The following is a 26,059-nucleotide window of genomic DNA, read 5'->3' on the forward strand; positions in this document are numbered from 1 at the left end:
GTTCCTTGTAGCTTCTACTATATAATAAGGAGAGTCTACTTGCAGAATAGGCAGTAGACTCTCCTTTTTATTTATTCATTCTCCTTAAGAAATATCGTGATTCTTAGTCTTATTCAATGGAAAATGATTACCTTTGCATAAGATAAGAATACATATAATTTAGATCTTCTTTTAGAAGAAAATCACAACTCAATAGTTATGAAACAGACAAAGATCGTTTGCTCTATCAGCGACCGTCGCTGTGATGTCGACTTCCTGCGCAAACTGTTTTTTGCAGGAATGAATGTAGTCAGGATGAATACGGCCCACGCAACTCCGGAGGGTATCCGCAATATTATCAGTAACGTGCGTAAGGTCTCACCACATATTGGCATTCTTATTGATACCAAGGGGCCGGAAGTTCGTACGACAGACGTTGCCGAGCCCATTCAGTATCGTACAGGTGAGGCTGTGAAGATTTTCGGTCGTCCAGAGATGGATACCACGCACGATATCATCAATCTTTCATACACCGACATTGCTAAGGACGTGAAAGTCGGAGACGACATGCTTTTTGATGATGGTGCCATCGACATGAAAGTGATGGGTATTGAGGGGCCGACAATCTACGCTGAAGTACAAAACGACGGAGTGCTGGGGGCACACAAGAGCGTAAATGTGCCGGGTGAGCATATCGACCTCCCTGCGTTGACCCCCAAGGATAAACGCAACATACTTTTGGCAATTGATGAAGATATCGACTTCATCGCCCATAGCTTTGTGCGTTCTGCTGCTGACGTGAAGGCTGTTCAGGACATTTTGGATGAGCATCATTCCGACATAAAAATCATTTCCAAGATCGAGAATCAGGAAGGTGTAGACAATATCGACGAGATCATTGATGCCAGTTATGGTATCATGATCGCGCGTGGTGATTTGGGTATTGAGGTGCCTATAGAGCGCATTCCCGGCATTCAGCGAATGATCATTCGTAAATGTGTAGAGAAGCGTAAACCTGTGATTGTTGCAACGCAAATGCTCCACACCATGATCAATAATCCTCGACCCACACGTGCAGAGGTGACTGATATTGCCAATGCTATCTATTCCAATACGGATGCCTTGATGCTTAGTGGAGAGACTGCGTCTGGAAAATATCCTTTGGAAGCTGTGCAGACCATGGCTACTGTAGCTGAGCAGGCAGAGAAAGACCGTATCTCATTTGGCGAATTAAATAATGTGCCATTGAGAGAGCATTGTACACAGAAGGAGTTCTTGGCACACTCTGCCATTGAGTCTACCCGTTTGTTGGGAGTTGCGGGTATTATCACAGACTCCGAAACCGGTGAGACAGCCCGCAACTTGGCTGCATTCCGCGGTCCGAAGCCAATCTTGGCGATCTGCTATAAAGAGAAGACACAGCGTTGGCTCAATCTTTCCTACGGAGTGACTGCTATCTACCAGAAAGATCACGTGAGCCCAGAGTTTATGTTTATGGCTGCTATCCGTATGCTTCGTCAGAAATGCTATATCAGCAACGATGACAAGATTGCTTACCTCTCTGGTTCATTTGGTGAAGGCGGTGGCACAACTTTCCTGGAAATCAACCAGGTCAAGAAGGTGTTTGACCGCGAATATCAGTTCCATCTACCTCAGGGAGCAAAGCAATAATCAATTGCCATTTTCAAGGCAATTGTAGCCAACTAATTCATCTGTTCTGCCTCCTATAGGTCTGAAATAGACGAGCATTTGGTAGGAATTCTCTGTTTGATAATAATTTCCTTGCGAAGGGACGGGGTGAAAGGCTCCGTCCCTTTCTTTTTGCACATACTGATAATTGTAGTATCCCTGTTTAAGCAAAAGATTACGCTCGTAGCACTGAATGGAATCGTTCCACAGCATTTCATATTGGGGAAGAAAACGATCTTGTGTCCAATTGCCATTCAAATAGATGGAGTAGGGTGACCGTGGAGCTTTCAATAGAAAATGAACACAGATGTATTCTGTAGTATAGTCATTTTCGTAATTATCGTTATTCCTTATATAATAAGCGCCATCTGCGTCTTTGTCAAAAACATAATTCGGTCGAGGCTCGTCGGGCCAAAGCCATGCATGATAAGCTCTTCCATCCCAATCAACACGCTCTACACCCATAGAGGGACGGTCTACATCCAGTATTTCAAACTTATGATACTCGTTGCCACCGTCAAAGATCAGATTTCGACAATGGCTCCAACGCATAGAATTAGACTGCATATATTGTGGAGCAGGTGCAACAACGGCTTGATCCCATCGCTGGTTTTGCAGGACAACAACATAGAATTGTTGAAGAGGATTTGATACGACAAGCGAGGGATAATCAACCTCTGCCTCTAATTGCTGATGATTATTATTGATGTCAATATCAGTATTTGTGGTCAACGACATTCTCACTGTCACTTTCTGGTTCAAGACCATGAAACAGGCACGGATCAGATCTTCATTGTTGTCTTCGTCGTAGATCGTTACGCGATAGTTGCCGCTCAATTTCAGCAGACAGCGGTCATTGGGAATTGTCAGACGATAATGAGTATAGAGTTGATTGGTATTAATTGACTGCTGATAATTATCTATAGTATTTCCTTCTGTAAAGCCTTCGCAAAAATCACTTTCAAAGATTTGAGACGAAGCAGACCAGTCCTTTTCACAATGTTCAATACGATAACATAGTCGACGATGCTCATGCGTGAGATCGTCAAATGAGATATTGACGTTTTCTCCATTATTCAAATTAATAATCGGCAAATTACGCCATTGATCTCCTGCTGTTACCTGAAGTGTGGCGATCTCATTGCTGAGCAATTCATTTCGTTGCGCTTGGGTATGCAGTCCTCCTAGGAAGAAGAGTAAAAGAAAAAGCAGAAAAATATTGAATTCTAAATCTCCTAAAACAAAAGCCTTGGGATGTTCCATAGCTTATTCAGATTTTGAGTTTTCAATATTTCTCTGCTTATTAAGTATATAGGGATGGATTATCCCTTGATAGCTGCTACACCAGGAAGTACTTTGCCCTCGATAGCTTCGAGCATAGCACCACCACCGGTAGATACGTAGCTTACCTTGTCAGCAAGACCAAATTTGTTGATGGCAGCGACAGAGTCACCACCTCCTACGAGAGAGTAAGCACCATTCTTCTGAGTAGCTTCTGCTACAGCCTTAGCGATTTCGCCAGTACCGTGAGCGAAGTTAGGCAACTCGAAGACACCGACAGGACCGTTCCACAGAATAGTCTTGGAGCTCATGATGATCTTCTTCCAGTTTTCGATGCTCTCTTCGCTTGCGTCCATGCCTTCCCACTCGTCAGGAATCTGATCGATGGGGAATGTCTTACGTGGAGTGTCGTTAGAGAAGTCCTGACCGCAAACCGTAGCAACAGAGAGGCTGAGGTTCACGCCCTTCTCTTTGGCAGTCTTGATGACATTCAGAGCCTCGGGGATCAGATCGTCCTCATGGAGGGATTTACCGATGTGTCCACCCTGTGCCTTGATGAAGGTATAACCCATACCGCCACCGATAATCAAGTTATCAACTTTGTCGAGCAAGTTCTTGATAACACCGAGTTTAGAGCTAACCTTAGAACCACCAATAATAGCTGTGAAAGGATGCTGAGCATTCTTCATCACATTGTCGATAGCCTTGACCTCTTTCTCCATCAGGTAGCCAAGCATCTTGCTGTCCTTGTCAAAGTAGTCGGCGATAACTGCTGTAGAAGCGTGCTTACGGTGAGCAGTACCGAAGGCGTCGTTGACATAGACATCAGCATAAGAAGCGAGCTTCTTAGCGAAATTCTTCTGACGGTCCTTCATCTCTGCTTTGGCAGCATCGTACTCAGGAGTACCCTTCTCAACGCCGACAGGCTTTCCTTCCTCCTCTGGATAGAAGCGGAGGTTCTCCAGCAGCAGGGCCTCACCCGGCTTGAGGGCAGCAGCCTCAGCGTCAGCATTTGCACAGTCAGGAGCGAACTTTACTTCAACACCAAGCTTCTCCGACACCTTGCCTACGATCTGCTTCAGACTCAGCTTAGGATTGACTTTGCCCTTAGGTTTACCCATGTGGCTCATCATGATGACTGCACCACCATCATTGAGGATTTTTTTCAATGTGGGCAGTGCGCCACGGATACGAGTGTCATCAGTAACATTGCCATTCTCATCCAATGGCACGTTAAAGTCTACACGAACAATTGCCTTCTTACCAGCAAAGTTGAATTCATCGATTGTCATTTTTCTAAGTGTTTTTATTATTAGAAATGTGAATGTTCTTCTGCTGTTGCAAAGATAACAATTATTCTTGAATTACAGATAATTGAGTAGCACTTTTTAGTAATTCTCTTTGCTTTTGAGATGAAACAGTTTCAATCAGGATCTACTAACGAATATTGTCTCATGGGGGCGAAACCATGTTCTCATGGGATCGAAACCATGTTCTTGTGGGGGCGAAACTATGTTTTCAATGTTGTAATGCTATAGAAAAAGATCTTTCGCTAAGCAGGGAATGATTAAAACCTGCGTAGCGAAAGATCTTTTGTTAGCTAGAAAAATCCAATCAGAATTTTATGGTGATAGCGTGAATACAGAACCGTGGCATCACAGAAAAAGCCTGCCAACCTGATAGACAATAGCAGAAACTATCCAAGCCAATGCGGTGGTATAGCAAGCGGTAAACAGTGCCCATTTCCAGCTTCCGGTTTCTCCTTTGATAGCAGCAAGGGTAGCCACACAAGGAAAGTAAAGAAGGACAAACAGCAGGAAACAGAATGCTGTTAGTGTTGCTACGGGGCGAGCTTGGTCTGTCGTCATTCCGTGCATCTTTGCGATATCTGCGGTGATAGCTTTATTCAAGTGCTCATACTTGCCTCCGTCGTCATTGTATTCCTTGTCTTCAGAATAACTGTCATCGTTGGTATATAGCACCCCCATTGTAGAAGCAACGATTTCCTTAGCACCTACACCGGCGACAATACCCACATCAAACTTCCAGTTGAATCCCTGTGGATAGAAAATAGGCTCTATGGTCTTACCTATCCGACCAATGTAGCTTTGCTCCTGCTGTTGTTGAACAGAGAGTTGATCGTTATGAGGGAAATAGCCTAATGCCCAAACAATTATGGTAGCTACAAGGATGATACCGCCCATTTTCTTGAGATATTGCCGACCTTTCTCCCATGTATGACGGAAGACAGCCTTGGCCGTAGGGAAGCGATAAGGAGGAAGCTCCATCACGAAAGGAGTGTCTTCACCCTTGACGATATATTTTGTCATCAGTTTGCTGATGATGACTGCCATGAAGATACCTATGAGATAGAGTGACATCATCACCAACCATTGCGTGTTGCGTGAGAAGAATGTGCAGATGATCATAATATAAATAGGTATTCGTGCCTCACAACTCATCAGAGGAAGAATCATCATCGTCACCAAGCGTGAGCGGCGGCTCTCTATCGTGCGAGTGGCCATCACGGCAGGAACATTGCAGCCAAAGCCCATGATGAGTGGAATAAACGATTTGCCATGAAGTCCCATCTTGTGCATGAGCTTATCCATGATGAACGCAGCGCGTGCCATATAGCCAGAGTCCTCCATGATCGAAATGAAGAAATAGAGGATCAGAATCTGTGGAAGAAACACAATGACAGAACCAACGCCACCGATGATACCGTCTACAAGCATTGCCTTGACGGGGCCTTCCGGCATCAAATGCCCAATGGCATCCCCCAACATGCCAACAAGTGAATCGATCCAGTCCATAGGGTATGAGCCTAGACTGAAAGTCACAAAGAACATGATGGCAATCAGCAGCAGGAAGATCGGGAAGCCTACGATCTTATTGGTCAGTATTCGGTCGAGCACATGCGTGATCTGGTAAGTGTCCTCTTTATGTCCTTCTTCGTATGCGGCCTCATTCAATGCGCCATGGATGAAACCATATTTTGCATCCATGATCGCGGTTTCAGCATCTTCCTTAGTTTCTTCTTTGACGCGATTTTCCGCTTTGTCGCGATGATAGAAGATCTCCTTTGCATCCGGCAAGGCACTGACGAACTTCTCAACATCCTGGTCGTGCTCCAGCAATTTGATAGCCAAATAACGGGTTGAGTAGAGTTCACGCACATTCTCTTCTTTCTTGAGATGCTCTTGTATCTCGCTGATACCATGCTCTATCTCGTGGCCATGGTTGATATGGATATGACGATAATGCGATTGTGCGTCTTCTGTACCCTCATATACTTCGATGATTTGATGGAAAAGCTCGCTGACACCTTTGCCGGATTTAAACACTGTCGGAACCATAGGTACGCCAAACAACTCCGACAACTTGTCGTAATTGACATGGTCGCCACGTTTCTGTGTCTCATCAAACATGTTTAGCGCAACCACCATACGGATGTGCATGTCAATGAGTTGTGTCGTAAGATAAAGGTTACGCTCCAGATTAGAGGTGTCAATCACATTGATGACAACATCCGGAGTCTTTTCGATCAACTGTTTTCTGACATATAACTCTTCGGGAGAATAAGCAGAGAGAGAGTAAGTGCCAGGAAGGTCGACAATGTTGAACTGGTAGCCTTCAAAATTGGCATGCCCTTCTTTTGCGTCAACAGTAACACCGGAGTAGTTACCTACCCGTTCGTGAGCGCCTGAGGCAAAATTAAAGAAGGAAGTCTTGCCGCAGTTGGGGTTTCCAACCAAAGCGACGTTGATCACCTTGCGCTCCTGGAGAGCAACCTTCTCCATTAAATCGGTAGAGTCTTCGTAAGACTTGTCGTTTGGGCGAAGAGCCACATCAAGATCAACACAGCTGTCATCGTTGAATGACAAATCTTCGACGGGCTGTTCTTTTGCAGCCTGTTGCTGTCTTTCTCTCCGTTCTTTCTCTTCTATTTTCTTAGCTTCCTCAGCAGTCACCACCTCTATCATGTTAGCCTCGCTATGGCGCAGGCTCACCTCGTATCCCATGATACGATATTTCACGGGATCTTTAAGAGGAGCATTGAGCAGTACATCCACTTTCTTGCCTTTGATGAACCCCATCTCTACAATGCGTTTCCGGAAGCCACCATGACCATTGACCTTAACGATAACACCACTTTCTCCTGTATGCAGCTCAGACAATCTCATAATTTATAAATCTCCTGTCTTTGTTTTCAAATGCAAAGTTACTAATTTAATCTTGGAATATTCTCTCTAATAATATGTTTCTCTGTAAAATACCTAAAAATGATTAGCGCTGGTCGTGTGACATGGTAGAGCAGGCCTACATAAATATGATGAATTATATGAAGTAATATTTTGCTCTGCAGAGATTTTTGTATAACTTTGCAAACAAAAATATCATAGACAATATCATAGACAATGGGCAGAAAACGTCAATCATTACCAATCATAGAGAATGTCACTATCGAGTCGATAGCAGCCGAAGGCATGAGTTTGTTTCATCACAACGACAAAGTGGTGTTTGTGCCGTTTGGTGTGCCCGGCGATGTTGTTGATGTCCAAATCGTAAAGAAGAAACATAAGTACAATGAGGGGCGCATCATCAATATGATTAAGAAAAGCGCCAAACGGATCGTGCCTTTCTGCGAGCACTTTGGTATTTGTGGCGGATGTAAGTGGCAAATGCTGCCTTATCAAGAACAGCTGAAAGCCAAGCAACAGCAAGTACACGACCAACTGACACGAATTGGCAAAGTAGAATTGCCTGACTTCATGCCTATCCTTGGCTCTGTAAAGACCAAGGAATATCGCAACAAGCTGGAGTTTGGCTGCTGCGACAGGCGATGGTTTACACATGAAGAGCTACAGGACCCCACTTTAGATTTGGACAACGGCAATCACTCTGCAATTGGCTTTCATATACCAGGTGCTTTTGACAAAATATACCCTATTCATAAGTGTTGGTTGATGGAAGACCTTCACAACTCGATCCGCAACGACATTGAAGCCTATGCAAAAAGCATTGGTATGACCTTCTACGATGTACGTCAGCAAAAAGGATTGCTGCGCAATTTGATGTTCCGCAACTCCAATACGGGCGAATGGATGCTCTTGATACAGTTTCATTACGATGAGGAAGGCGATGAGGCCAAGGCTATGCAACTCTTACAACACGTAGCAGAGCAATATCCGCAAATCACCTCTTTAATGTATACAGACAACCAGAAGGGAAACGACTCGCTGGCTGATTTAGAGTTGAAGACTTTCAAGGGAAATAGTTTCATCTATGAGGCTATGGAGGATTTGAAGTTTAAGGTAGGCCCCAAAAGCTTCTACCAAACAAACACAGAGCAGGCGTATCAGCTATATAAAGTGGTACGCGAGTTCTGTTTCATGCCACTTAATGACCAAGAAGCTTGTACGGAAGCCCCTCTGCTTTACGATCTTTATACGGGTACGGGCACGATTGCTAACTTTGTCGCGCGCAAGGCCAAGCATGTCATTGGCATCGAATATGTCGAGGAGGCTATCGAAGACGCAAAGGTAAATAGTCAGATCAACAAGATTGAGAACACTACATTCTTTGCGGGAGATATGAAAGACATCCTCACGGATGACTTCATCCAAGATCACGGACGGCCGGACATTATTGTGACGGATCCTCCACGTGCAGGAATGCACCCAGATGTAGTAAATGTCATTCTTAATGCACGTCCTAAGCGCTTGGTTTATGTAAGCTGTAATCCTGCAACACAGGCGCGTGACCTGCAACTGCTCGACGCCGGGTTCATCGTCAAGGCTGTGCAGCCTGTGGATATGTTCCCCCACACTTCCCACGTGGAAAATGTAGTTTTGCTCGTCAGAAAATAGATTCTTTGTAGATAGTGTAGTGGATTATGTCTCAGACATTATATATTAAAAACATGGTTTGCGACCGTTGCAAAATGGCAGTCAAACAGATTCTGGAACAAGTAGAGCTACATCCGGTTGCTGTCGAGTTGGGTGTTGTTACTATTGAAGAAAACAACCTCAGTGACGAAAAACGTTTGCAGTTGGCTCAGACACTCAAGTCCATTGGATTTGAGTTGCTTGAGGATCAGCGACAACAGCTGATGAATCAGATTAAGATTGCTATCATCGACTTGGTGCATTATAAAGCCTCAAGACAAACGCTCACGCTGAGTGCCTATCTATCGGATAAATTTCATTTAGATTATAGCCGGCTCAGTAAGCTCTTCAGTGAGTGTACTGGCATGACTATTGAGCGATACTATATGCTGCAGCAGGTGGAGAGGGTGAAAGAACTCTTGAAATATGACGAGTTGACTCTCACGCAAATTGCACAGCAGATGCATTATTCAAGTGTAGCTTATCTGAGCAGCCAATTCAAAAATGTCACAGGGATGACACCTTCTAAATTCAAGTCGCTGAACACCAATCCTCGCATAGCCTTGGATAAAATATAATTAGTGTTTTATGGAAAACGTGGAATTAAAGAGATCATGGCCATATCATCTTCTTGGCATCATGGTAGTGCTGATTTGGGGAGTGACCTTTGTCAACTCTAAAGTCTTGCTGAATCACGGATTGATGGCACATGAGATTTTTACACTCCGCTTTCTTTTCGCATGGCTCTGTATATGGCTGATCTCTCCAAAAAAATTATGGTGTGACAATCTGCATGATGAATTGTTGATGGTGTTATTGGGTATTACGGGCGGCTCTCTCTACTTTGTTACCGAGAACATTGCTGTGAAGGTTGGCTATGTCAATAACGTCTCTTTCATCGTCTGTACAGCTCCTTTGTTAACAACGATATTAGCACTTCTCTTTCTTAAGGATATCCATGCTAACCGTAAACTAATCGTCGGTTCACTGTTAGCTACCATTGGCGTGGGGCTTGTGGTCTTTAATGGACAGTTTATCTTGAAGATAAACCCTTTGGGTGATTTTCTGGCACTTGCTGCATCTCTGTGCTGGGCAATCTATAGCATTCTGATGAGATATGTGAAGCACTATAGCAGTGTGTTTGTTACGCGCAAGGTTTTCTTCTACGGACTTGTTACCGTATTACCAGTCTATTTGGTACGTCCTTGGAATTTCCCGTTCCATGATTTCCTGCAACCGTTGGTGTGGGGCAATTTACTTTTCCTTGGCGTTGTAGCCAGCTTTGCCTGTTTTGCACTGTGGAGTTTTGTGATCAAGAAAATAGGGGCTATCTCAGCCAGTAACTATATCTATCTCAATCCTATCAGTACTGTTGTAGCAAGTGCGTTTGTCTTGCATGAGCGTATGACGACTTTAGCATTTATGGGTGCGGGCAGCATTCTTTTGGGCGTATACATCGTCAGCAAGGCACTGCCACAAAAGGCTTAAGCAACGATTGGATAGAAAAATAGAGGCGAAAGGAGTAAAATGATGAACATGTTGATAAAAAACTTTGATTTCACGGCATACAAAGATCCTGGAATATTGGAATTTAAAGACGTAGTGTTAGGAGAAAAAACGCTTCCTCTGTCTATGGTGGCATGCCCAGGCAAAGTATCATCCATCATCATTGACCCGACGGCAGGTCATCAGCTCGTCATGGCCATTCTTGGACTTGATAAGGTGAAAGAGGGATATATAACGGTAGACGGTGAAATGGTGACCTATGGATCCGGGGCTTTCTTCCGGCAAATGATGTGCTATGTTCCTCATTTCTTGCCGCAAGCAGATATGACCGTAGCAGAACTTTGCAGGCAGGTTATCAGTAAATATAATGGTAAGCATCTGCGATTAGAAGCTTTGACTGAGACATGGCAGCGTTTAAGCATTAATCCTTCGATATGGAAAGAAAAGATACGAAATATACCCCAGTCTTCACTCTGGCTCGTACTCTTGTCATTGGTTCCCATGCGCAAAGTGCCCATTGTGCTGATAGAAGCACCTGTTATCAAGAATGAAACTGTTGATTCTTTTATCAGTCAACTGGCACAACAGGGAAGGGAGGTGATCTGTACGACACAGAATCAACCTCTCAGCTCTTTTCAAGTATTGAATTTAACATCAAAAAGCGAATAAACCATGAGTCTACAATTCTTTGGCGAACTTCTGTTCTGTATCTTGTTGCTTGTTATTCCATTTGTATTGGACAATATACTGAAGTTAAATCTTAGTGACAGACTGTTAAGGGGAAGCATCAGTCTGCTGGTGCTGATTGGTATTTGTGGTGCCATCTTAGACTTCGTCATGTGGCAAAATCATCTTTGGCTCACCATATTGGCAGCATTCATCGTAGTTGCGGTAACATGTATATGGGCTTTGCTACATTTCTGCCTCAAATTGAGACGGTTGCTGATCCCTTCTCTCACAGGCTTATTGGTTGTTATGCTGTTCTTAGCTCCTTTATCTGCCATTTTAGTTACGCCCTTACCACAGTCATTCTCGCCTCAGAATTTTCTTCCTATTGTTTGCCTGCTGTCTGGCTCTATATCGTTTAACATGATTCGTGGCATTCGCCAATATTATGTTGGACTGAAGAATCATGCCGCTCTTTACAACTATTTGTTGGGTAATGGCTGCACGCATCGTCAGGCTGTAGCATTTTTTTTCCACCGTTCTTTGCAAAGTACATCGTTGTGGGTGCTTCGACGTATATCGACCACCATGCTCACAGCATCCCCTTTACTTCTGCTGGCTTTGATCTGGGCTGGAGTGCCGGTCATGAAAGCAGCAGTACTGAACTTCATGTTTTTCTTTGCAGTCCTTTCGGGATCCATGTCCTCTTTATTTATTTCTTTGTGGTTTGCCCGTCGCTATACCTTTGACGAGTACAGCCGTCTTCAGCCAGTCTCGTAACACGCCGGCATATTGGTTTTGAGAATCTGCGACCAACACCACAACACGTTTTCCCCCAGTCAGCTTTGGGCCAAGGCACATGCCTTCGTAGTTGGCGAAACCGTGGTCGAAGATCTTCATGTTTGTCTGCCACTGTGTGAGCAATGTCTTTTTTGATGTTAGAATGTTGTAGCAAAACAACTTACATTTGACAAACGCTCCCAACTTCATTTTGGGAACGTAGGCTTCACGCTCAAGTACCAAAAGACTGTCAGCATTTAAAGCGCACAACGCCGGTACACCAAATGTGTAGAAAGCACCTTCATGCGGTGATATGCTTGCTGTATCCATCTTATAAGGAATGACATGGCAGACATTCATGACACTGTCGATCTCGAGGAGTCTTATTGGTGCCGTTTCGTTGCATGTCCAAAGATGGTGGCTTTCCTTGCAATATGTCAGAGCTTCCAACCCTTCGTTTTCAGGCAATTTTCCTAAAGAGTCCGGCCATGCTGTCGCACGTCCTGTATAGCGTCCTTGTTGATCAAATTCAATGATATGGTTGTCAGTTTCACCACTTATCATCAAAGTACAGCGATCAGGTAAGTAGGCTATGTCTTCATCGTCTCTCCCATGTCTCTCAGAACCATAGAATCCTAAGTTCTTAGCAGATAGTATGGCACCCGTTATAGTATCAAGTTGAATGTCGAAAACGTAATAACCGTCATGCTCGCTTTTATCACTAACTACAGCATATCGTGTGCCTCCCAACCAAGCAATGCCACTGTAATTACCGGCAGGGATCGTTTCTTTGAATTGTTGCTGAGGATTGAGCGTAATGGAGATTTGCGATAGTGCGGATGCAAGCCTCAGCAACAGTAGGATTAATATCAGTGTGCGTCTCATAATCGTATTCTTTCATTAATAAACGCAAATTTCATCAGAATATTTGGTGATATGAAATGAATCTTGTAAATTTGCAGATGAAATGGAGAAACCCATAAGGGGTTGTTTCGGTTCGATCGGGATACTCATCAAATTACAATGAAAACCGGGATATCTTCTCTTGTTGATGGCGGGCCACAATGTTGCGAAAGCAACAGCTGTAAAGCCGGTGGATTACAAAGACAGGGAGGGCCCACAACTTTTATAGCTGGAGTTTTCATCACATCATCGTTGCAACCCCTTTCCATACGGAGAATGGCGCGTAGGCAATGGTCTCGCGTATTCTCCTTTTTTATTCTTATCAATAAACTTAGGACAAGTAACATTCATAAATAACATATAGGAGACAAATTATGTTTAGTGGTATAGTAGAAGAGATGGCTACTGTCAAAGCTATCACGCAAGATCAAGGAAATATAAATCTCACACTAAGCTGCTCTTTCACGCATGAACTGAAAATAGACCAGAGTGTGTCACATAATGGCGTTTGTCTGACGGTGGTAGACTTAAAGAATGACTGCTACACAGTGACTGCCATGAAAGAGACATTGGAACGATCCAATTTGGGACTGTTAAAAGTTGGTGATGCTGTCAATGTTGAGCGCTCAATGATGATGAACGGACGGCTTGATGGGCACATCGTCCAAGGTCATGTCGATGAGACGGCTGTCTGTACGAATATAGAAGATGCTGACGGGTCGGCTTATTTCACCTTTAAGTATCGCAACAATCCGGACATGGCGCGGCGCGGCTACTTTACTGTCGACAAAGGCTCTGTTACTGTCAATGGTGTTTCTCTTACTGTGTGTGATCCTACAGACGACAGCTTCCGCGTGGCGATTATCCCTTATACTCGGCAAAACACCAACTTCCGGGATATAAAGGTTGGTAGTGTTGTTAATCTTGAATTTGATATCTTAGGGAAATATATAGCCCGATTAAGACATTTCGAATAACTTTCATCGATTCTGCCTTGATGGATCCTAAGACATCATTACGTTCTAAAAAGATAAAAGCCTCATCCGGCACCAGAATGTTGGATGAGGCTTAATTGTGTTATAGCGCACTAGGAATTAGTATGCTCTTGCAATAATGACACGATATTTGGCTGGCTTACCACTCACCATGTCAACACCCGGTGTCTGCTCATAAGCGAAGGGGACGCAACGGATAGTAGCCTGTGTGTCCTCCTTAATCTTGGCTTCTGTCTCTGCTGTGCCGTCCCAGTGACAAAGGAAGAAACCGCCATCTTTGATACGCTCCTTAAATTCTTCGTAGTTATCACATTCATAGACGTGTGCGTCGCGATATTTACGGGCCTTTTCAAAGACATTCTTCTGAATGTCATCGAGCAGATTCTTCACACGCTCTACGATACCGTCAAAGCTGACGTTCTCCTTTTCCAAAGTGTCACGTCGCATCACCTCTATGGTGTTGTTTTCCAGATCGCGTCCACCCATTACCAGTCTCACTGGCACGCCTTTGAGTTCATAGTCGGCGAACTTAAATCCTGGGCGTTTGTTGTCGGCGTCATCATACTTCACGCTGATGCCTAACTCTTCGAACTTATCGATGACGGGCTGAAGCTTCTCTGTGATGGCTGCAAGTTGCTCTTTATTCTTCGTAATAGGTACAATGACAACCTGAATAGGAGCCAACTTCGGGGGCAACACCAGTCCATTGTCATCTGAGTGAACCATAATTAGTGCACCCATCAGACGAGTAGAAACACCCCAAGAAGTAGCCCATACATACTCAGGTTTATTTTCCTTGTTCAGGAAGGTAACATCAAAACTCTTTGCGAAGTTTTGGCCCAGGAAGTGACTGGTACCACTTTGCAGAGCCTTGCCGTCTTGCATCATTGCCTCAATAGTATAGGTTTCCAATGCTCCAGCGAAGCGCTCTGTCTCACTCTTTACGCCTTGGATAACAGGTACGCCCATCCAATTCTCAACAAAGTCTGCATATACTTTGAGCATCTTCTGAGCCTCAGCTTGTGCTTCCTCAGACGTAGCGTGGGCTGTATGACCTTCTTGCCACAAGAATTCGGAAGTACGCAGGAAAGGACGCGTACGCATTTCCCAGCGCATCACGTTGCACCATTGGTTACACATGATTGGCAGATCACGCCAAGAGTGAATCCAATTTTTATAGGTATGCCAGATCATTGTCTCTGAAGTAGGACGGATGATCAGCTCCTCATCGAGCTTTGCGGCTGGATCCACAATGATATCCTTACCATCGTCACTGGTCTTCAGTCGATAATGGGTAACCACGGCACTTTCTTTGGCGAAGCCCTTTACGTGCTCAGCCTCACGAGCAAAGAAACTCTTCGGGATAAGCAATGGGAAATAGGCATTCTGTACTCCTTGCTTTTTAAACATCTTATCGAGCACAGCTTGCATCTTTTCCCAGATTGCATAGCCATAAGGCTTGATAATCATACAGCCACGCACCGGCGCAGTCTCAGCCAGGTCTGCCTTCATCACCAAGTCGTTGTACCACTGACTATAGTTGTCAGCCCGCTTGGTCAATTCTTTCAGTTCTTTAGCCATTTTAATAGTTGATCTGAGCAGAATAGGGAATTGCCTATAGCAAGATAGGCATTTTCCTCCCTGCAAAATTTATTATTTACTTAATTTTGCCACAAAGTTACGAAAAAAATATCGGATAGCTCTCGCACAAAGCGAAAAAAGAGTTACCTTTGCAATAGAAAAAGATCAACCAACAAAATTTAAAACACAATTGATATGAAGAAGATTACATTAGCAACAATGGGATTGTGCATGCTGACCATCACCAGCTGTGGCACAAGTCAGGGCAATGGCGCATTGATTGGTACCGGCGCAGGTGCCGCTTTAGGCGCAATTGTCGGTAAGATTGCAGGCAACACAGCTGTAGGTGCCGCCATTGGTGGTGCTGTTGGCGCTGGTACCGGTGCTATCATTGGCCGTCATATGGACAAAGTAAAGGCAGAAGCTGCAGCTAAAGTGCAGAACGCTAAAGTCGAGGAAGTTACAGATGCCAATGGACTGAAAGCTGTAAAGCTTACTTTTGACAGTGGCCTTCAGTTCGACCTGAGCAAGTCTACACTGCGTGCTGCAGCAAAGAAGGATTTGGCCAACTTTGCTACTGTCTTGAAGAACAACACCGACTGTCTTGTAGACATTCAAGGCTACACAGATGCTACAGGTGGTGACAAGATCAATGTGCCATTGAGTCAGTCTCGTGCACAGGCTGTGAGCAGCTACTTGGTTTCTCAGGGAGTCTCTTCCAACCAGTTCAAGAATGTTGCCGGCTACGGCAGTCAGAATCCAGTTGTCGACAAGACCGTCGCACCTGAGAACCGCCGTGTAGAAGTTTATCTCTATGCCAGCCCTGAAATGGTGCAGAAGGCCGAGAACGGAACGCTGAAATAAGTTAATAACAAAGAATATTGTTTTTTGCAATATCATTTGCAGAATAAATAAATAGGGGATGCAGGCTCATCAAGGGTCGGCATCCCCCTTTTGGCATGAATAGATTCAAGAAAATCCTTCGTTGGGGTGTCAGCCTTTTCTTTGCATCCTCAATATTGGCTGTCATTGCCTATCGTTTCATTCCGGTCTACATCACACCGCTGATGGTTATCCGCTGTTTTCAAAATGGCAGTCTGACGATGCATCATCAATGGATACCTCTTGAAGAGATGTCTCCTCATATGCCAGTGGCAGTGATGTCAAGTGAGGATAGTCGTTTCCTCTTGCATCATGGCTTTGACTTCAATGCCATTGGTAATGCTGCCGAGCGCAACCTCAAGCACAAGCATGGAAAAAAGTTCGGTGCCAGTACTATCTCACAACAGACTGCCAAGAACGTGTTTCTCTGGCCGGGGCGGTCGTGGGTTAGAAAGGGATTTGAAGTTTACTTCACTGCGCTCATCGAGCTCTTTTGGAGTAAGCAGCGTATCATGGAAGTCTATCTCAACAGCATTGAGATGGGCAACGGCATATATGGGGTAGAAGCATGCGCCAACTACAATTTTGGAAAAGACGCAAAAGACCTGTCGCGTGCGGACTGTGCCCTGATAGCTGCAACTCTCCCTAATCCCCGCAAATTCTCTTCGAAATATCCAAGTGGATATATGCGTCTGCGTCAACGGCAAATCATGGCTAATATGCGCTATATACCGTCTTTCCCTAAGGAGGGTGAAGACTACGATCCAAGGACTGCGGTAGGATCCACTTATCGTTGAATATTCATCACACTTGTCCAAACATATGACTATGACCCAAGAAGAACAGAATATCCTTTCCCAACTCAATGATGTCCAGCGTCAGGCTGTTGTATATGATGATGGACCTGAGCTGGTCGTTGCGGGAGCCGGATCGGGAAAGACCCGTGTACTCACTTATAAAATAGCGTGGTTATTGGAACACGAGCAACTCAAGCCGTGGACGATTTTAGCTCTTACTTTTACCAATAAAGCTGCCAACGAGATGAAGTCTCGTATCGCTCAACTGGTGGGAGATGAACGGGCGCGTTATCTTCAGATGGGGACTTTTCACTCTGTCTTCTCTCATATTTTGCGAGTGGAAGCTCAATACATTGGTTTTCAATCAGGATTTACTATCTATGACGAGACCGACTCCAGATCCTTAATAAAAAATATCGTCAAGCAGATGGAACTTGATGATAAAAAATACAAGCCTGCTGAGGTACACAAAGCTATCTCCCGAGCTAAGAACGACTTGTGTACTGCTGAACAATATAGTAATGATGGCAGTCGCATAGAGCAAGACAGACAAAAAAACATGCCGGAAGTCTGCAAGATCTATCTTGCCTATCAACAGCGCCTTCATCAGGCCAACGCCATGGATTTTGATGATCTGCTGATGCTGACCCATGAACTGTTTCAGAATCACGATGACATTCGACAGAAATATGCCACTCGTTTTGAATATGTATTGGTCGATGAGTATCAAGACACAAACTTTGTCCAGCAGCAAATCCTTTGGCAATTGACAAAGGAGCGGCAGCGCGTATGTGTTGTCGGTGATGACTATCAGAGTATCTATGCCTTCCGTGGTGCCAAAATCGATAATATACTTAACTTCTCCTCCCGATATGAGCATGCTAAGGTGTTCAAATTGGAACGCAACTATCGTTCCTCACGTCTGATAGTAGCAGCTGCTAACTCGCTGATGAAACACAATCAGCGGCAAATTGAGAAAAACGTCTATAGCGAGAATGAGGAAGGAGACAAACTGACTATTCTCGAGACTCAGTCAGACAAACGGGAGGCGGCATTGGTCTGTCGGGAAATCAAGCGCATCAAGGCTCAAGAACATTGCCACTGGAGCGATTTTGCCATTCTTTACCGGACCAATGCTCAAAGTCGTCTTTTCGAGGAACAAATGCATAGCCCAGAAATGGGGATGGCCAATTGCTATCGTGTGTTCGGAGGGGTTAGCTTCTATCAGCGCAAGGAGATAAAAGACGCATTGGCATATTTCCGACTTGTTGTCAACTCCGATGACGAAGAGGCTTTTCGCCGAATCATCAATTATCCAACACGTGGAATTGGTAATACCACAGTGCAGAAGATTGTCGCAACGGCACAGCAAAACGGTATAAGTCTTTGGGAGACAATTTGTCATCCGGGGCAATATGGATTGTCCGTCAATCGTGGTGCACTTTCGAAACTCGATGCTTTCAGGCAATTGATACAGTCGTTTATTGACAAACGGGGGGCGAGTGACGCATTAGCGCTGAGTAAAGAAATTCTGGAGCGCAGTGGTATGAAAGCTGACCTTGATGCCGACAAGACACCCGAAGGCGAAAGTAAACGCGAGAACATAGACAGCCTCACTTCCGGCATTGCCGACTTTGTGCAATCGCAGCAAGAGCAAGGACTTGATGACCACGAATTGTTGAGCGACTATCTTTCTACAGTATCTCTGTTGACCGACATGGATAACGACGACTCGTCCAGTGACAAGATGACATTGATGACCATCCATTCTGCGAAAGGCTTGGAGTTTGGAACGGTTTTCATCGTCGGCATGGAAGAAAACATTTTCCCAAGTCTGATGTCAGCAGACAGTCAGCGAGGATTAGAGGAAGAGCGTCGCTTACTCTACGTGGCTATTACGCGCGCTGAGCACCACTGTTATCTTTCTTGGGCACACACCCGTTGGCTCTTTGGTAAAATGGATCCTTGCGTCAGAAAGAGTCGCTTTCTTGATGATATTGATCCAAAATATCTGACTATACGTGCGGAAGATGGCGGAGCAACAATACGCAATCATGGCGGATGGAACAGAAAGCCATGGGATGACGACGACTACGAAATCAATAAGCCTTATACTGGAAGTCATCCTTGGGGCGACGAGTATCCCCGTTACAGTAGCCGTATGCAGAATTCACGCCCCGTAGCAGGGCAGTTTATGGCTGACCCGCAGCCAAAGATCACTAAGCCTCATAGAGCAGAACGGGCTATAAATCCGTTCTCGGCTTCTTTTGAACAGCAACTTCGGCAAAAAGGAAATTTCAAAAGAGTGGCAAAGGCAATGACTAACGGAGGCTGCGCCATTAGTTCTTCTGACGAGGGCAACGCGAATTGCATACATGCTAAATCCAGCAATAATGACGCGAGCAATTATGGTATCAAAGTTGGCTCTGTCATCCTTCATTCTCGTTTTGGCAAAGGGCAAGTGACGAAAATAGAAGGTAGTGGAGAAAACTGTAAGGCTACTATCGACTTTGAAGAAACCTCGACGAAGGTGTTGCTTCTGAGATTCGCAAAGTTCAAAGTGCTTTCTATATAAACAAAAATTGTCCTCCTTCCCGACATTGGAAAGGAGGACAAATGATATTAAGCTACTCTCGGAATACAATGCTTCCTACACAGTAACATTTAATAATCTTCATCTTCGCTGATATCCTCAGCTTCGAGGTTGAGTTCATCGGGACTTGTCTCGTACGTAGTGCGATAGCTCTCTTCTGTGAGTTTTTCATCATCGAAAGTATCGTCGTCGTCATCATCCTGCTTGAAGTTGTCGTCATCAATATCCTCTTCCTCGCCGTCTGTATTTTCCAAGTCCTTATTAGCCTCTTCGTCTTTTTCACTATCTTCTTCAGCAAGGAAGCTCGGAGCAGCTACGGCCTCAGGCTTTTCTTTGGCGAAGATAGCCTCAATCCAAAGGCCTTTAGGGATTTCCAAAACCTCAAATCCGTCATTGACTTTCTTTTCATAGAGACCGCCCGGCTTATGCAAGCGATCCTTGGGTAGCGTCGTAGTGGAGATGTCAAATCCGCTCTCGATGACGTCCTGGATACTTTGGGACAGAGACTCCCAACCTCCACCGAAGTTGCGCTCCAAGACTTCGATGAGCTTGGAGGCGGAGATATGGCGGATGTTTTCGTAGGTCAAGTCTGTCACTCTCAAGATCGGACGTTTCTTGATAGCGAGTTTGGGATGATTGTCTTCTGGCTTGCCGATTTGGGAAACCTTAAAGCCGCGGTCCTCATACTTCTTGATGATCTCGGGCTTATCCACTTTTATTTCCTCAATATCAAAGGCAGTCTTGATAATGTCGGTATAATGGCGCATATTTTCTTTGAGATCTGCGTCTTTTTCGACAGCCTCCAAAAGTCGGAAGATATCATTCTCTTGCAAATCCCAAACATTACTCTTGGATAATGTCTTAACAGTAATTGCTTTTTTGTCTTTCATGGTCATTGATGTTATACGGTGCAAAAGTAACATTAAATTCCTAATAAGCAAACAAAATCAATAAATAATTTATGTCCAAAACTTAATGTTATCTGTCGGATGCATTGTTTTTCCACATTTGGGGCATGTTTGCTTGTTCCAAGGCTTGATATGACTGCTTCCGCAATTGAGACAGAGCCTGCCCGCCAAGGACGTGAAGGAGGGGGCTGAGTCAGCGATGACACCCCCCACAACCAAAGGTTGAATCGTTTTGCAATCCGGACAAGTGATCATTTCTATATGTTGTCCCATGAATCCGCGGCCTTCGTAGACATCAGCCTCGTAACCGCAGGATTCACATTTATATTTGATGATATGTGCCATAGGCTATGACTATTCTTTTGGATTTTCTATCAATTCTTGATAAAGATTCTCATATCTCTTGGCTACTTGTAGATAGTCGTGATGTTTCCTTATGTATAGGATACTCTGCTCTTTGAGGGCTGTTATCATTTCGGGATGACTAATGAGTTGCTCCAGAGCATTGTAGACACTGTTTTCGTTTGGCTCTGTATTGATAATTGGTCGCAGACGCTTTTCGCCGAGAATATCGTAGTTTTCCGGTTCGCCGCCTCCTACACAGATAATTCCCCGTAACATCGCCTCAAGCCCGTTCATTGCGGGAGTATAGCTATAGAGCTGATCGAGGATCACGTCAGCATCGTTCATCATCTGAGTATATTTCTGGAAAGGTACTCCACAGACAACCGAGAGCGAAACTTTCTTAGGGTAATTCCGTTTGAGCCTTTTGGCTGCTTCCAGCATGATATCAGTCCCCTTATATGCACTTCTTTGTTTGCTAATACCGATGAATATCTTTAAGGGCAGATGAGCTTGGTAGTCTGCTTTATCCTTGGGACTCTTCTGCTTGATAGGGAACGGAATAAAAAATGTCTTGTCGGGAAACAAGGGCTGGTAACAAGCCCAATACTCATAGAGTCCCGCTACGATAGCATCACAGTCGTGGGCGATATATTGATTTAGATGCCCTTTGGGGGTGTCAAGCCAGTCTGCCCGTTCCTTCATAGCGTCATCATCAGTGCGCAGGTGATCACCAATGTTGAAGTCGCTGTATCTCAACGGCATTTTGGTGACATTTTCATGCACCCAATAGTAATCCATTCCATAAGCACCCATCACAACTTTCCCGTTGTTTCGCCGCAGATAACGGTAGATGGGTAATATTTTCTCAGCCTTGAGCTCCAGGAACATTGGATTGATGATTTGCACCACATCATACCCTCTCATATGAGGCAGCGCGTTAATAAGTCTGGCAGCAAAACTCAAAGTACCAGCAAATCCAGGGTTACGACTGAAGTCTATGTCTCTCGGATAGTTCTTCCAAAAGTCGCCGTTGCTGGCTACTACCACTTTATGACCGAGCATCCTCAGCCCCTCTGCCAATGTGTTATGGACATTGCTGTATTCACCTATCAGAAGAATCTTCATCTTATCGTTTTACTTTTAAGCCTCTCACAAGTAACTGTCTTCCCCAATGAGAACTTATCAGCTTTCGAAACAAAGTGTATTTGCGAGTGTATTGACGGTCGGGTAGGGGGTAGAGCTCCATTTCCTGCAAGATGTCGATGGCAGCGTCCAGTCTCTGTCTGCTTTGCGTTTGCACGATGATTTGATAGAGATAGTCCATCGTAAGCTGAGCCACGCGACGTTCCAAGGCTTTTTTGCTTTTTGCCGGCAATTGACTTGATATGCGTTTGAGGTGCACAATTACTTGAAGGATGTCTTCTAATCTTTTGTCGATGATCTTTGTATCTGTACTGTGGGTAATGGATCCTGTTCGCTGACGATAGTAATAAGCCGGCGCATTGGTGTCGAAAACGCGTTTGCTGCGTAGTAACAGTTGTGGAGTAAACTCTTCGTCTTCATGATAAATGCCAGATGTAAACTTCAAGTCTCCCAATACGTCTTTTCGGAAAATGTATCCCCACGCGGCCGCTCTTATATTCTTTTCCGTCATATATTCACATCCACTCACTGGCTGTGGCGCAGAAAAAGCAGTATCAGCACAGTTGCTGGATGTCATGTGGAAAAACACCATGTCAGGCCGTTCGTAACGCACAAAGTCAAGACAATGTTCGTATGGAGCAGTTACCAAATAGTCATCACCATCGACAAACTGAATATATTCTCCATTCGCCCATTGCAGTCCATGATTCCGGGCTACCGAAAGACCCTGATTGGCTTGTCGTATATACATAAGTGCATTTTTCTTCGACAGAAAGTCAATCGGCGATCTGTCCGATCCGTCATCAATGAGTATAATCTCTCTTTCATCCTCACTGAGTGATAAGGATAATATACTGTGCAGACATTCCTCCAAAAGTGTCACCGGAAGATTATACGTGGTTATAATGAAGCTGACGAGTGGTTTCGGCATACTAATTTATGTATCTTGCAGAGTGTTTTAAGCCCCAACAAGTGGAGAACTTTCAATTTTATAGTATTATGATAGGGAAGGATCGGAAAATCTTGGCGAATTTTACCCGTTGAGCGGAAGACATCCAACTGAATGTTCAGCACATCAGCATAGTAGTCGGCCATCAGCCGATCATACTCTTTTACTTTTTGTTTTGCTCTTTTGTCGGCTGCCATTCGACGAAGCATGATCAGATTGCCGTCAAGAAGACTGTTGAGATCCTTGGCTCCCGCCCTTTGCGTGATGCCATTGGGATTGAAGGTGTAGTAATATAATCCTATGTCTGTGGTTGCTACTCGGTTACAGTGACGCAGTACTTGAGGTAACGTAAAAGTGTCCTCAAATGTTCTGCCTTCCGGAAATCTCACATTTTGCCACACTTCTCGCTTGTAGACTTTGTTACATGCATAAGTGTGCTGCCATGCTTTTGTCTCCAGCCAGTAGACAGCATTGAAAGTGTATTCACGCCGGGGGAAGGTGACCCGTCTCTGCCGTGGTGAGCCGAAGTGGCGATAAAGGGGAAATTCCAGCATGTCGTAATCCGGATGGATGGAAAGTTGCTCCATCAGCTCCTTTAATGTGTCAGATGCTAAATAGTCATCACTGTCCACAAACATGATATAGTCACCCTTCGCTTTCGAAAGACCGGCGTTGCGTGCAGCACTCAACCCACTGTTTCGTTTCAGCCTGATGTGCTGAATACGGCCTTCTCTCTTCGCATAGTTCTCACATGTCTTTGCGCTTCCGTCTGTTGAAGCATCATCTACAAGGATCATCTGCCAGTCACGAAAATCTTGTGTCAAAATGCTGTCCACACATCTTTTCAGCGTGCTTTGTGTCTGATAAACGGGTATGATGATGCTCAGTTTCATTTTGTGTCTTTCATTAATTCCTTGAAGAAAGCGTTTAAATCTTCATCCAGGCCTTTCATGATATCTCCACCGACAATCACAGTGTCGTCATCAGCTACAAAAAGCTCAGCAATATGCTCCTTGTCCTCATTTTCCAACACGATGCTGTAAGGCTTCAGTATACCCATTGACTCCACATTGCAATGATTCTTCTTCAGATAGCGTCTGAGGATGAGCGTGACACCGTCATAAAAGTCCTCGTCTTTCTGGTTGATCCATTGTTCTACCACACACCTTGTTATCTCTTGATCGTCATCGTCAAAAGCAGTAAGCTCACCTGTCTCCTGATTGGTCCGCACGTGAATGTCGGTCATAATAGCATTGTCACATTGCGATGGAAACTTTTCTGCCACCTTGCGGAAGAATCGGTCAAGTTGTTGTGTCGTTTGTTCTGTTGCCTTTATCATTGCTGTTATCTTTACATGTTTTGTTTCTGCAAACTTACACAAAAAAAATGGTATTTGAGCGAAGATTACTAAAAACTTTCTGAATCTGTACAGAATATATGTAGAAACATCCATCTGTACAATAATCACTATGTGCCGTAATACCTTATTATTTTTCCACTTTGTGAAGAAATATATGGAAATACAATAGACTTTTGAAATATTTTAGAAAACAATTGAGATTATTCCAAATAAAAATATTATCTTTGCAAAAAATATCTGAGCACATAATATCTATGGACATGAAGCAAACGATTTTAGTGACTGGTGGCATGGGATTTATTGGATCTCATACTACAGTTGAATTAATAGAGGCAGGATATAAAGTTGTTATTGTTGACGACCTCTCTAATTCAAATATCAAAGTACTGGATGGTATCGAAAAGATTACAGGCGTGCGTCCAGATTTCGAAAAGGTAGACTTGCGTGATAAGCAGGCTACTGAAGAAGTGTTTAAGAAACATCCTGATATTGAGGGAATTATCCATTTCGCAGCAAGTAAAGCAGTAGGGGAGAGTGTCCATAAGCCTTTACTGTATTATCGCAACAATATAGTATCTCTCATCAACCTTTTGGAGCTCATGCCCAAATATGATGTCAAAGGTATCATCTTCTCTTCAAGTTGTACCGTTTATGGTCAACCAAAGCCGGAGAACTTGCCCGTTACAGAAAATGCGCCTCATCAAAAGGCAACTTCTCCATACGGCAACACCAAGGAGATCAACGAGCAAATTATTTATGATTATATACATAGTGGTGCCAACATCAAAAGCATCATCCTGAGATATTTCAATCCTATCGGTGCTCATCCTTCTGCGCTGATTGGAGAATTGCCTAATGGCGTGCCCGCCAATCTGATCCCTTATGTCACTCAAACAGCCATAGGCATCCGGGAGCAGTTGACCATCTTCGGGAATGACTACAATACTCCCGACGGCACTTGTATCCGTGACTATATCTATGTTGTTGATCTGGCTAAAGCCCATGTCGCAGCAATGGCTCGTGTGCTGGATCAGAATGCCGAGCCTATCGATTACTTCAATATCGGCACTGGACATGGTAATTCGACATTGGAGATCGTTGAAACCTTTGAAAAGGCAACCGGTGTGAAGCTCAATTGGAAATACGGCCCGCGGCGTGAAGGTGACATTGAAAAGATTTGGGGCGACTGCACCAAAGCCAACAATGTTTTGGGGTGGAAAGCGGAAACACCGCTCGATGATGTCTTGCGCTCTGCTTGGAAATGGCAGCTGAAGTTGCGAGAAGACGGTGTCATGTAAGACACTTTTGAGTAGAAGATCATTTTAATCTCTCTTATCATATTTCGATTTATAGCGGTGACTTAGATCCCGCAATTTTGTGTTTGTGTTGTTGTGAGGTTCCGGCGTGAGTCGGGGCCTCATCTTTTTTATAGTGACTGTATTCGTTTTATGAGGGTTAATCATGCCGCATTTTTGTCTGATGAAGAAAAATGTTATCTGCATGAGAATAATTTCGCTAATCTGTGATGTTAGAATGTAATGGTGGTATGAAGAATACTTTTACCTCAATGCCGTTATCAGCCGAAGAAGTTTTGACCTATAGTTAGGACACCAATTAATATATTTCTACGGAAAAAAGCCCCTGTTAAGCCAAAAGCGGCAAAACAAGGGCCAAGTTGTATAGTCCTGTTTTCCACGTTAATAGCCGTTAACGGCCGTAAATCATTAAAAATCAATAAAGTGACACTTTGTATTTGAATTTTTGGGTGGCGCAAGCTATCTTTGCATCATGTTCGTACACAAGAAACGCCA

Annotated in this window: 22 protein-coding genes; 11 read left to right on the forward strand and 11 right to left on the reverse strand. The window is 44.3% G+C overall.

What is annotated here, in order from left to right; all coding sequences use genetic code 11:
* The first annotated feature begins 198 nt into the window (after nt 1–198).
* Nucleotides 199–1,650, forward strand: a complete 1,452-nt coding sequence (gene pyk, locus FYJ73_RS12655) for a pyruvate kinase (protein ID WP_154535091.1) — start codon at nt 199–201, stop codon at nt 1,648–1,650.
* Here pyk and FYJ73_RS12660 read toward each other — a convergent pair whose 3' ends face one another.
* The 3 genes from FYJ73_RS12660 to feoB all read right to left on the reverse strand — a co-directional run bounded on the left by FYJ73_RS12660 (nt 1,651) and on the right by feoB (nt 7,136).
* Nucleotides 1,651–2,931 carry a type IX secretion system plug protein gene (locus FYJ73_RS12660; protein WP_154535092.1) on the reverse strand — a complete coding sequence of 427 codons (1,281 nt, stop codon included), beginning with the start codon at nt 2,929–2,931 and terminating at the stop codon, nt 1,651–1,653. It abuts the gene before it with no gap.
* 59 nt (nt 2,932–2,990) lie between these two features.
* The gene (locus FYJ73_RS12665; protein ID WP_154535093.1) at nt 2,991–4,241 is read right to left on the reverse strand and encodes a phosphoglycerate kinase; all 1,251 of its coding nucleotides are present in this window, start codon (nt 4,239–4,241) and stop codon (nt 2,991–2,993) included.
* A gap of 363 nt (nt 4,242–4,604) precedes the next feature.
* The gene (gene feoB / locus FYJ73_RS12670; protein ID WP_154535094.1) at nt 4,605–7,136 is read right to left on the reverse strand and encodes a ferrous iron transport protein B; all 2,532 of its coding nucleotides are present in this window, start codon (nt 7,134–7,136) and stop codon (nt 4,605–4,607) included.
* A gap of 234 nt (nt 7,137–7,370) precedes the next feature.
* Here feoB and rlmD point away from each other — a divergent pair, with 234 nt between their 5' ends.
* From rlmD to FYJ73_RS12695, 5 genes are all read left to right on the forward strand, one after another.
* Entirely contained in the window at nt 7,371–8,822 is a 1,452-nt protein-coding gene (gene rlmD, locus FYJ73_RS12675; RefSeq protein ID WP_154535095.1) for a 23S rRNA (uracil(1939)-C(5))-methyltransferase RlmD, read from the forward strand.
* A 74-nt stretch (nt 8,823–8,896) separates the two neighbouring features.
* Entirely contained in the window at nt 8,897–9,418 is a 522-nt protein-coding gene (locus FYJ73_RS12680; RefSeq protein ID WP_419471155.1) for a helix-turn-helix domain-containing protein, read from the forward strand.
* A gap of 10 nt (nt 9,419–9,428) precedes the next feature.
* The gene (locus FYJ73_RS12685; protein WP_154535097.1) at nt 9,429–10,328 is read left to right on the forward strand and encodes a DMT family transporter; all 900 of its coding nucleotides are present in this window, start codon (nt 9,429–9,431) and stop codon (nt 10,326–10,328) included.
* 39 nt (nt 10,329–10,367) lie between these two features.
* The gene (locus tag FYJ73_RS12690; RefSeq protein ID WP_154535098.1) at nt 10,368–11,015 is read left to right on the forward strand and encodes an ATP-binding cassette domain-containing protein; all 648 of its coding nucleotides are present in this window, start codon (nt 10,368–10,370) and stop codon (nt 11,013–11,015) included.
* Nucleotides 11,016–11,018: 3 nt separating this feature from the next.
* A complete protein-coding gene (locus FYJ73_RS12695) occupies nt 11,019–11,792 on the forward strand; it encodes an ABC transporter permease (RefSeq protein ID WP_154535099.1) in 774 nt (257 codons plus the stop codon).
* Here the strand turns inward: FYJ73_RS12695 and FYJ73_RS12700 are convergent.
* Complete coding sequence (locus FYJ73_RS12700) at nt 11,721–12,677, reverse strand: esterase-like activity of phytase family protein (RefSeq protein WP_154535100.1); 957 nt, start codon at nt 12,675–12,677, stop codon at nt 11,721–11,723. The genes FYJ73_RS12695 and FYJ73_RS12700 overlap by 72 nt on opposite strands.
* A gap of 392 nt (nt 12,678–13,069) precedes the next feature.
* On the opposite strand from FYJ73_RS12700, the gene FYJ73_RS12705 reads away from it, so the two are divergent.
* Nucleotides 13,070–13,672: a riboflavin synthase gene (locus FYJ73_RS12705; RefSeq protein ID WP_154535101.1), complete on the forward strand. Its 603-nt coding sequence runs from the start codon at nt 13,070–13,072 to the stop codon at nt 13,670–13,672.
* Nucleotides 13,673–13,789: 117 nt separating this feature from the next.
* Here the strand turns inward: FYJ73_RS12705 and proS are convergent, their stop codons facing one another.
* A complete protein-coding gene (gene proS, locus FYJ73_RS12710) occupies nt 13,790–15,271 on the reverse strand; it encodes a proline--tRNA ligase (protein WP_154535102.1) in 1,482 nt (493 codons plus the stop codon).
* 195 nt (nt 15,272–15,466) lie between these two features.
* Between proS and FYJ73_RS12715 the strand changes: the two genes are divergently transcribed.
* From FYJ73_RS12715 to FYJ73_RS12725, 3 genes are all read left to right on the forward strand, one after another.
* A complete protein-coding gene (locus FYJ73_RS12715) occupies nt 15,467–16,135 on the forward strand; it encodes an OmpA family protein (RefSeq protein ID WP_154535103.1) in 669 nt (222 codons plus the stop codon).
* Nucleotides 16,136–16,230: 95 nt separating this feature from the next.
* Nucleotides 16,231–16,950, forward strand: coding sequence for a monofunctional biosynthetic peptidoglycan transglycosylase (gene mtgA / locus FYJ73_RS12720; protein WP_154535104.1), 720 nt, complete (start codon nt 16,231–16,233; stop codon nt 16,948–16,950).
* A gap of 25 nt (nt 16,951–16,975) precedes the next feature.
* Entirely contained in the window at nt 16,976–19,525 is a 2,550-nt protein-coding gene (locus FYJ73_RS12725; RefSeq protein WP_154535105.1) for an ATP-dependent helicase, read from the forward strand.
* A gap of 89 nt (nt 19,526–19,614) precedes the next feature.
* On the opposite strand, the gene FYJ73_RS12730 is transcribed toward FYJ73_RS12725, so the two are convergent.
* The 6 genes from FYJ73_RS12730 to FYJ73_RS12750 all read right to left on the reverse strand — a co-directional run bounded on the left by FYJ73_RS12730 (nt 19,615) and on the right by FYJ73_RS12750 (nt 24,224).
* Nucleotides 19,615–20,433 (reverse strand): hypothetical protein, encoded by an 819-nt coding sequence (locus FYJ73_RS12730; protein WP_154535106.1) that lies wholly within the window; start codon nt 20,431–20,433, stop codon nt 19,615–19,617.
* 69 nt (nt 20,434–20,502) lie between these two features.
* Nucleotides 20,503–20,796: a hypothetical protein gene (locus FYJ73_RS15975; protein WP_235899367.1), complete on the reverse strand. Its 294-nt coding sequence runs from the start codon at nt 20,794–20,796 to the stop codon at nt 20,503–20,505.
* A gap of 9 nt (nt 20,797–20,805) precedes the next feature.
* Nucleotides 20,806–21,921 carry a glycosyltransferase family protein gene (locus tag FYJ73_RS12735; protein ID WP_154535107.1) on the reverse strand — a complete coding sequence of 372 codons (1,116 nt, stop codon included), beginning with the start codon at nt 21,919–21,921 and terminating at the stop codon, nt 20,806–20,808.
* 1 nt (nt 21,922) lies between these two features.
* Nucleotides 21,923–22,870: a glycosyltransferase family 2 protein gene (locus tag FYJ73_RS12740; protein WP_154535108.1), complete on the reverse strand. Its 948-nt coding sequence runs from the start codon at nt 22,868–22,870 to the stop codon at nt 21,923–21,925.
* On the reverse strand, nt 22,840–23,781 hold the full coding sequence (locus FYJ73_RS12745) for a glycosyltransferase family 2 protein (protein WP_154535109.1): 942 nt from the start codon (nt 23,779–23,781) through the stop codon (nt 22,840–22,842). Before FYJ73_RS12745 ends, FYJ73_RS12740 begins: the two co-directional genes overlap by 31 nt.
* The gene (locus tag FYJ73_RS12750) at nt 23,778–24,224 is read right to left on the reverse strand and encodes a hypothetical protein (protein ID WP_336509612.1); all 447 of its coding nucleotides are present in this window, start codon (nt 24,222–24,224) and stop codon (nt 23,778–23,780) included. The genes FYJ73_RS12745 and FYJ73_RS12750 overlap by 4 nt, the downstream gene beginning before the upstream one ends.
* 284 nt (nt 24,225–24,508) lie before the next feature.
* On the opposite strand from FYJ73_RS12750, the gene galE reads away from it, so the two are divergent.
* On the forward strand, nt 24,509–25,546 hold the full coding sequence (gene galE / locus FYJ73_RS12755) for a UDP-glucose 4-epimerase GalE (protein WP_154535111.1): 1,038 nt from the start codon (nt 24,509–24,511) through the stop codon (nt 25,544–25,546).
* Nucleotides 25,547–26,059 lie beyond the last annotated feature (513 nt).

This window comes from Hallella mizrahii (assembly GCF_009695775.1).
Lineage (GTDB): Bacteria > Bacteroidota > Bacteroidia > Bacteroidales > Bacteroidaceae > Prevotella > Prevotella mizrahii.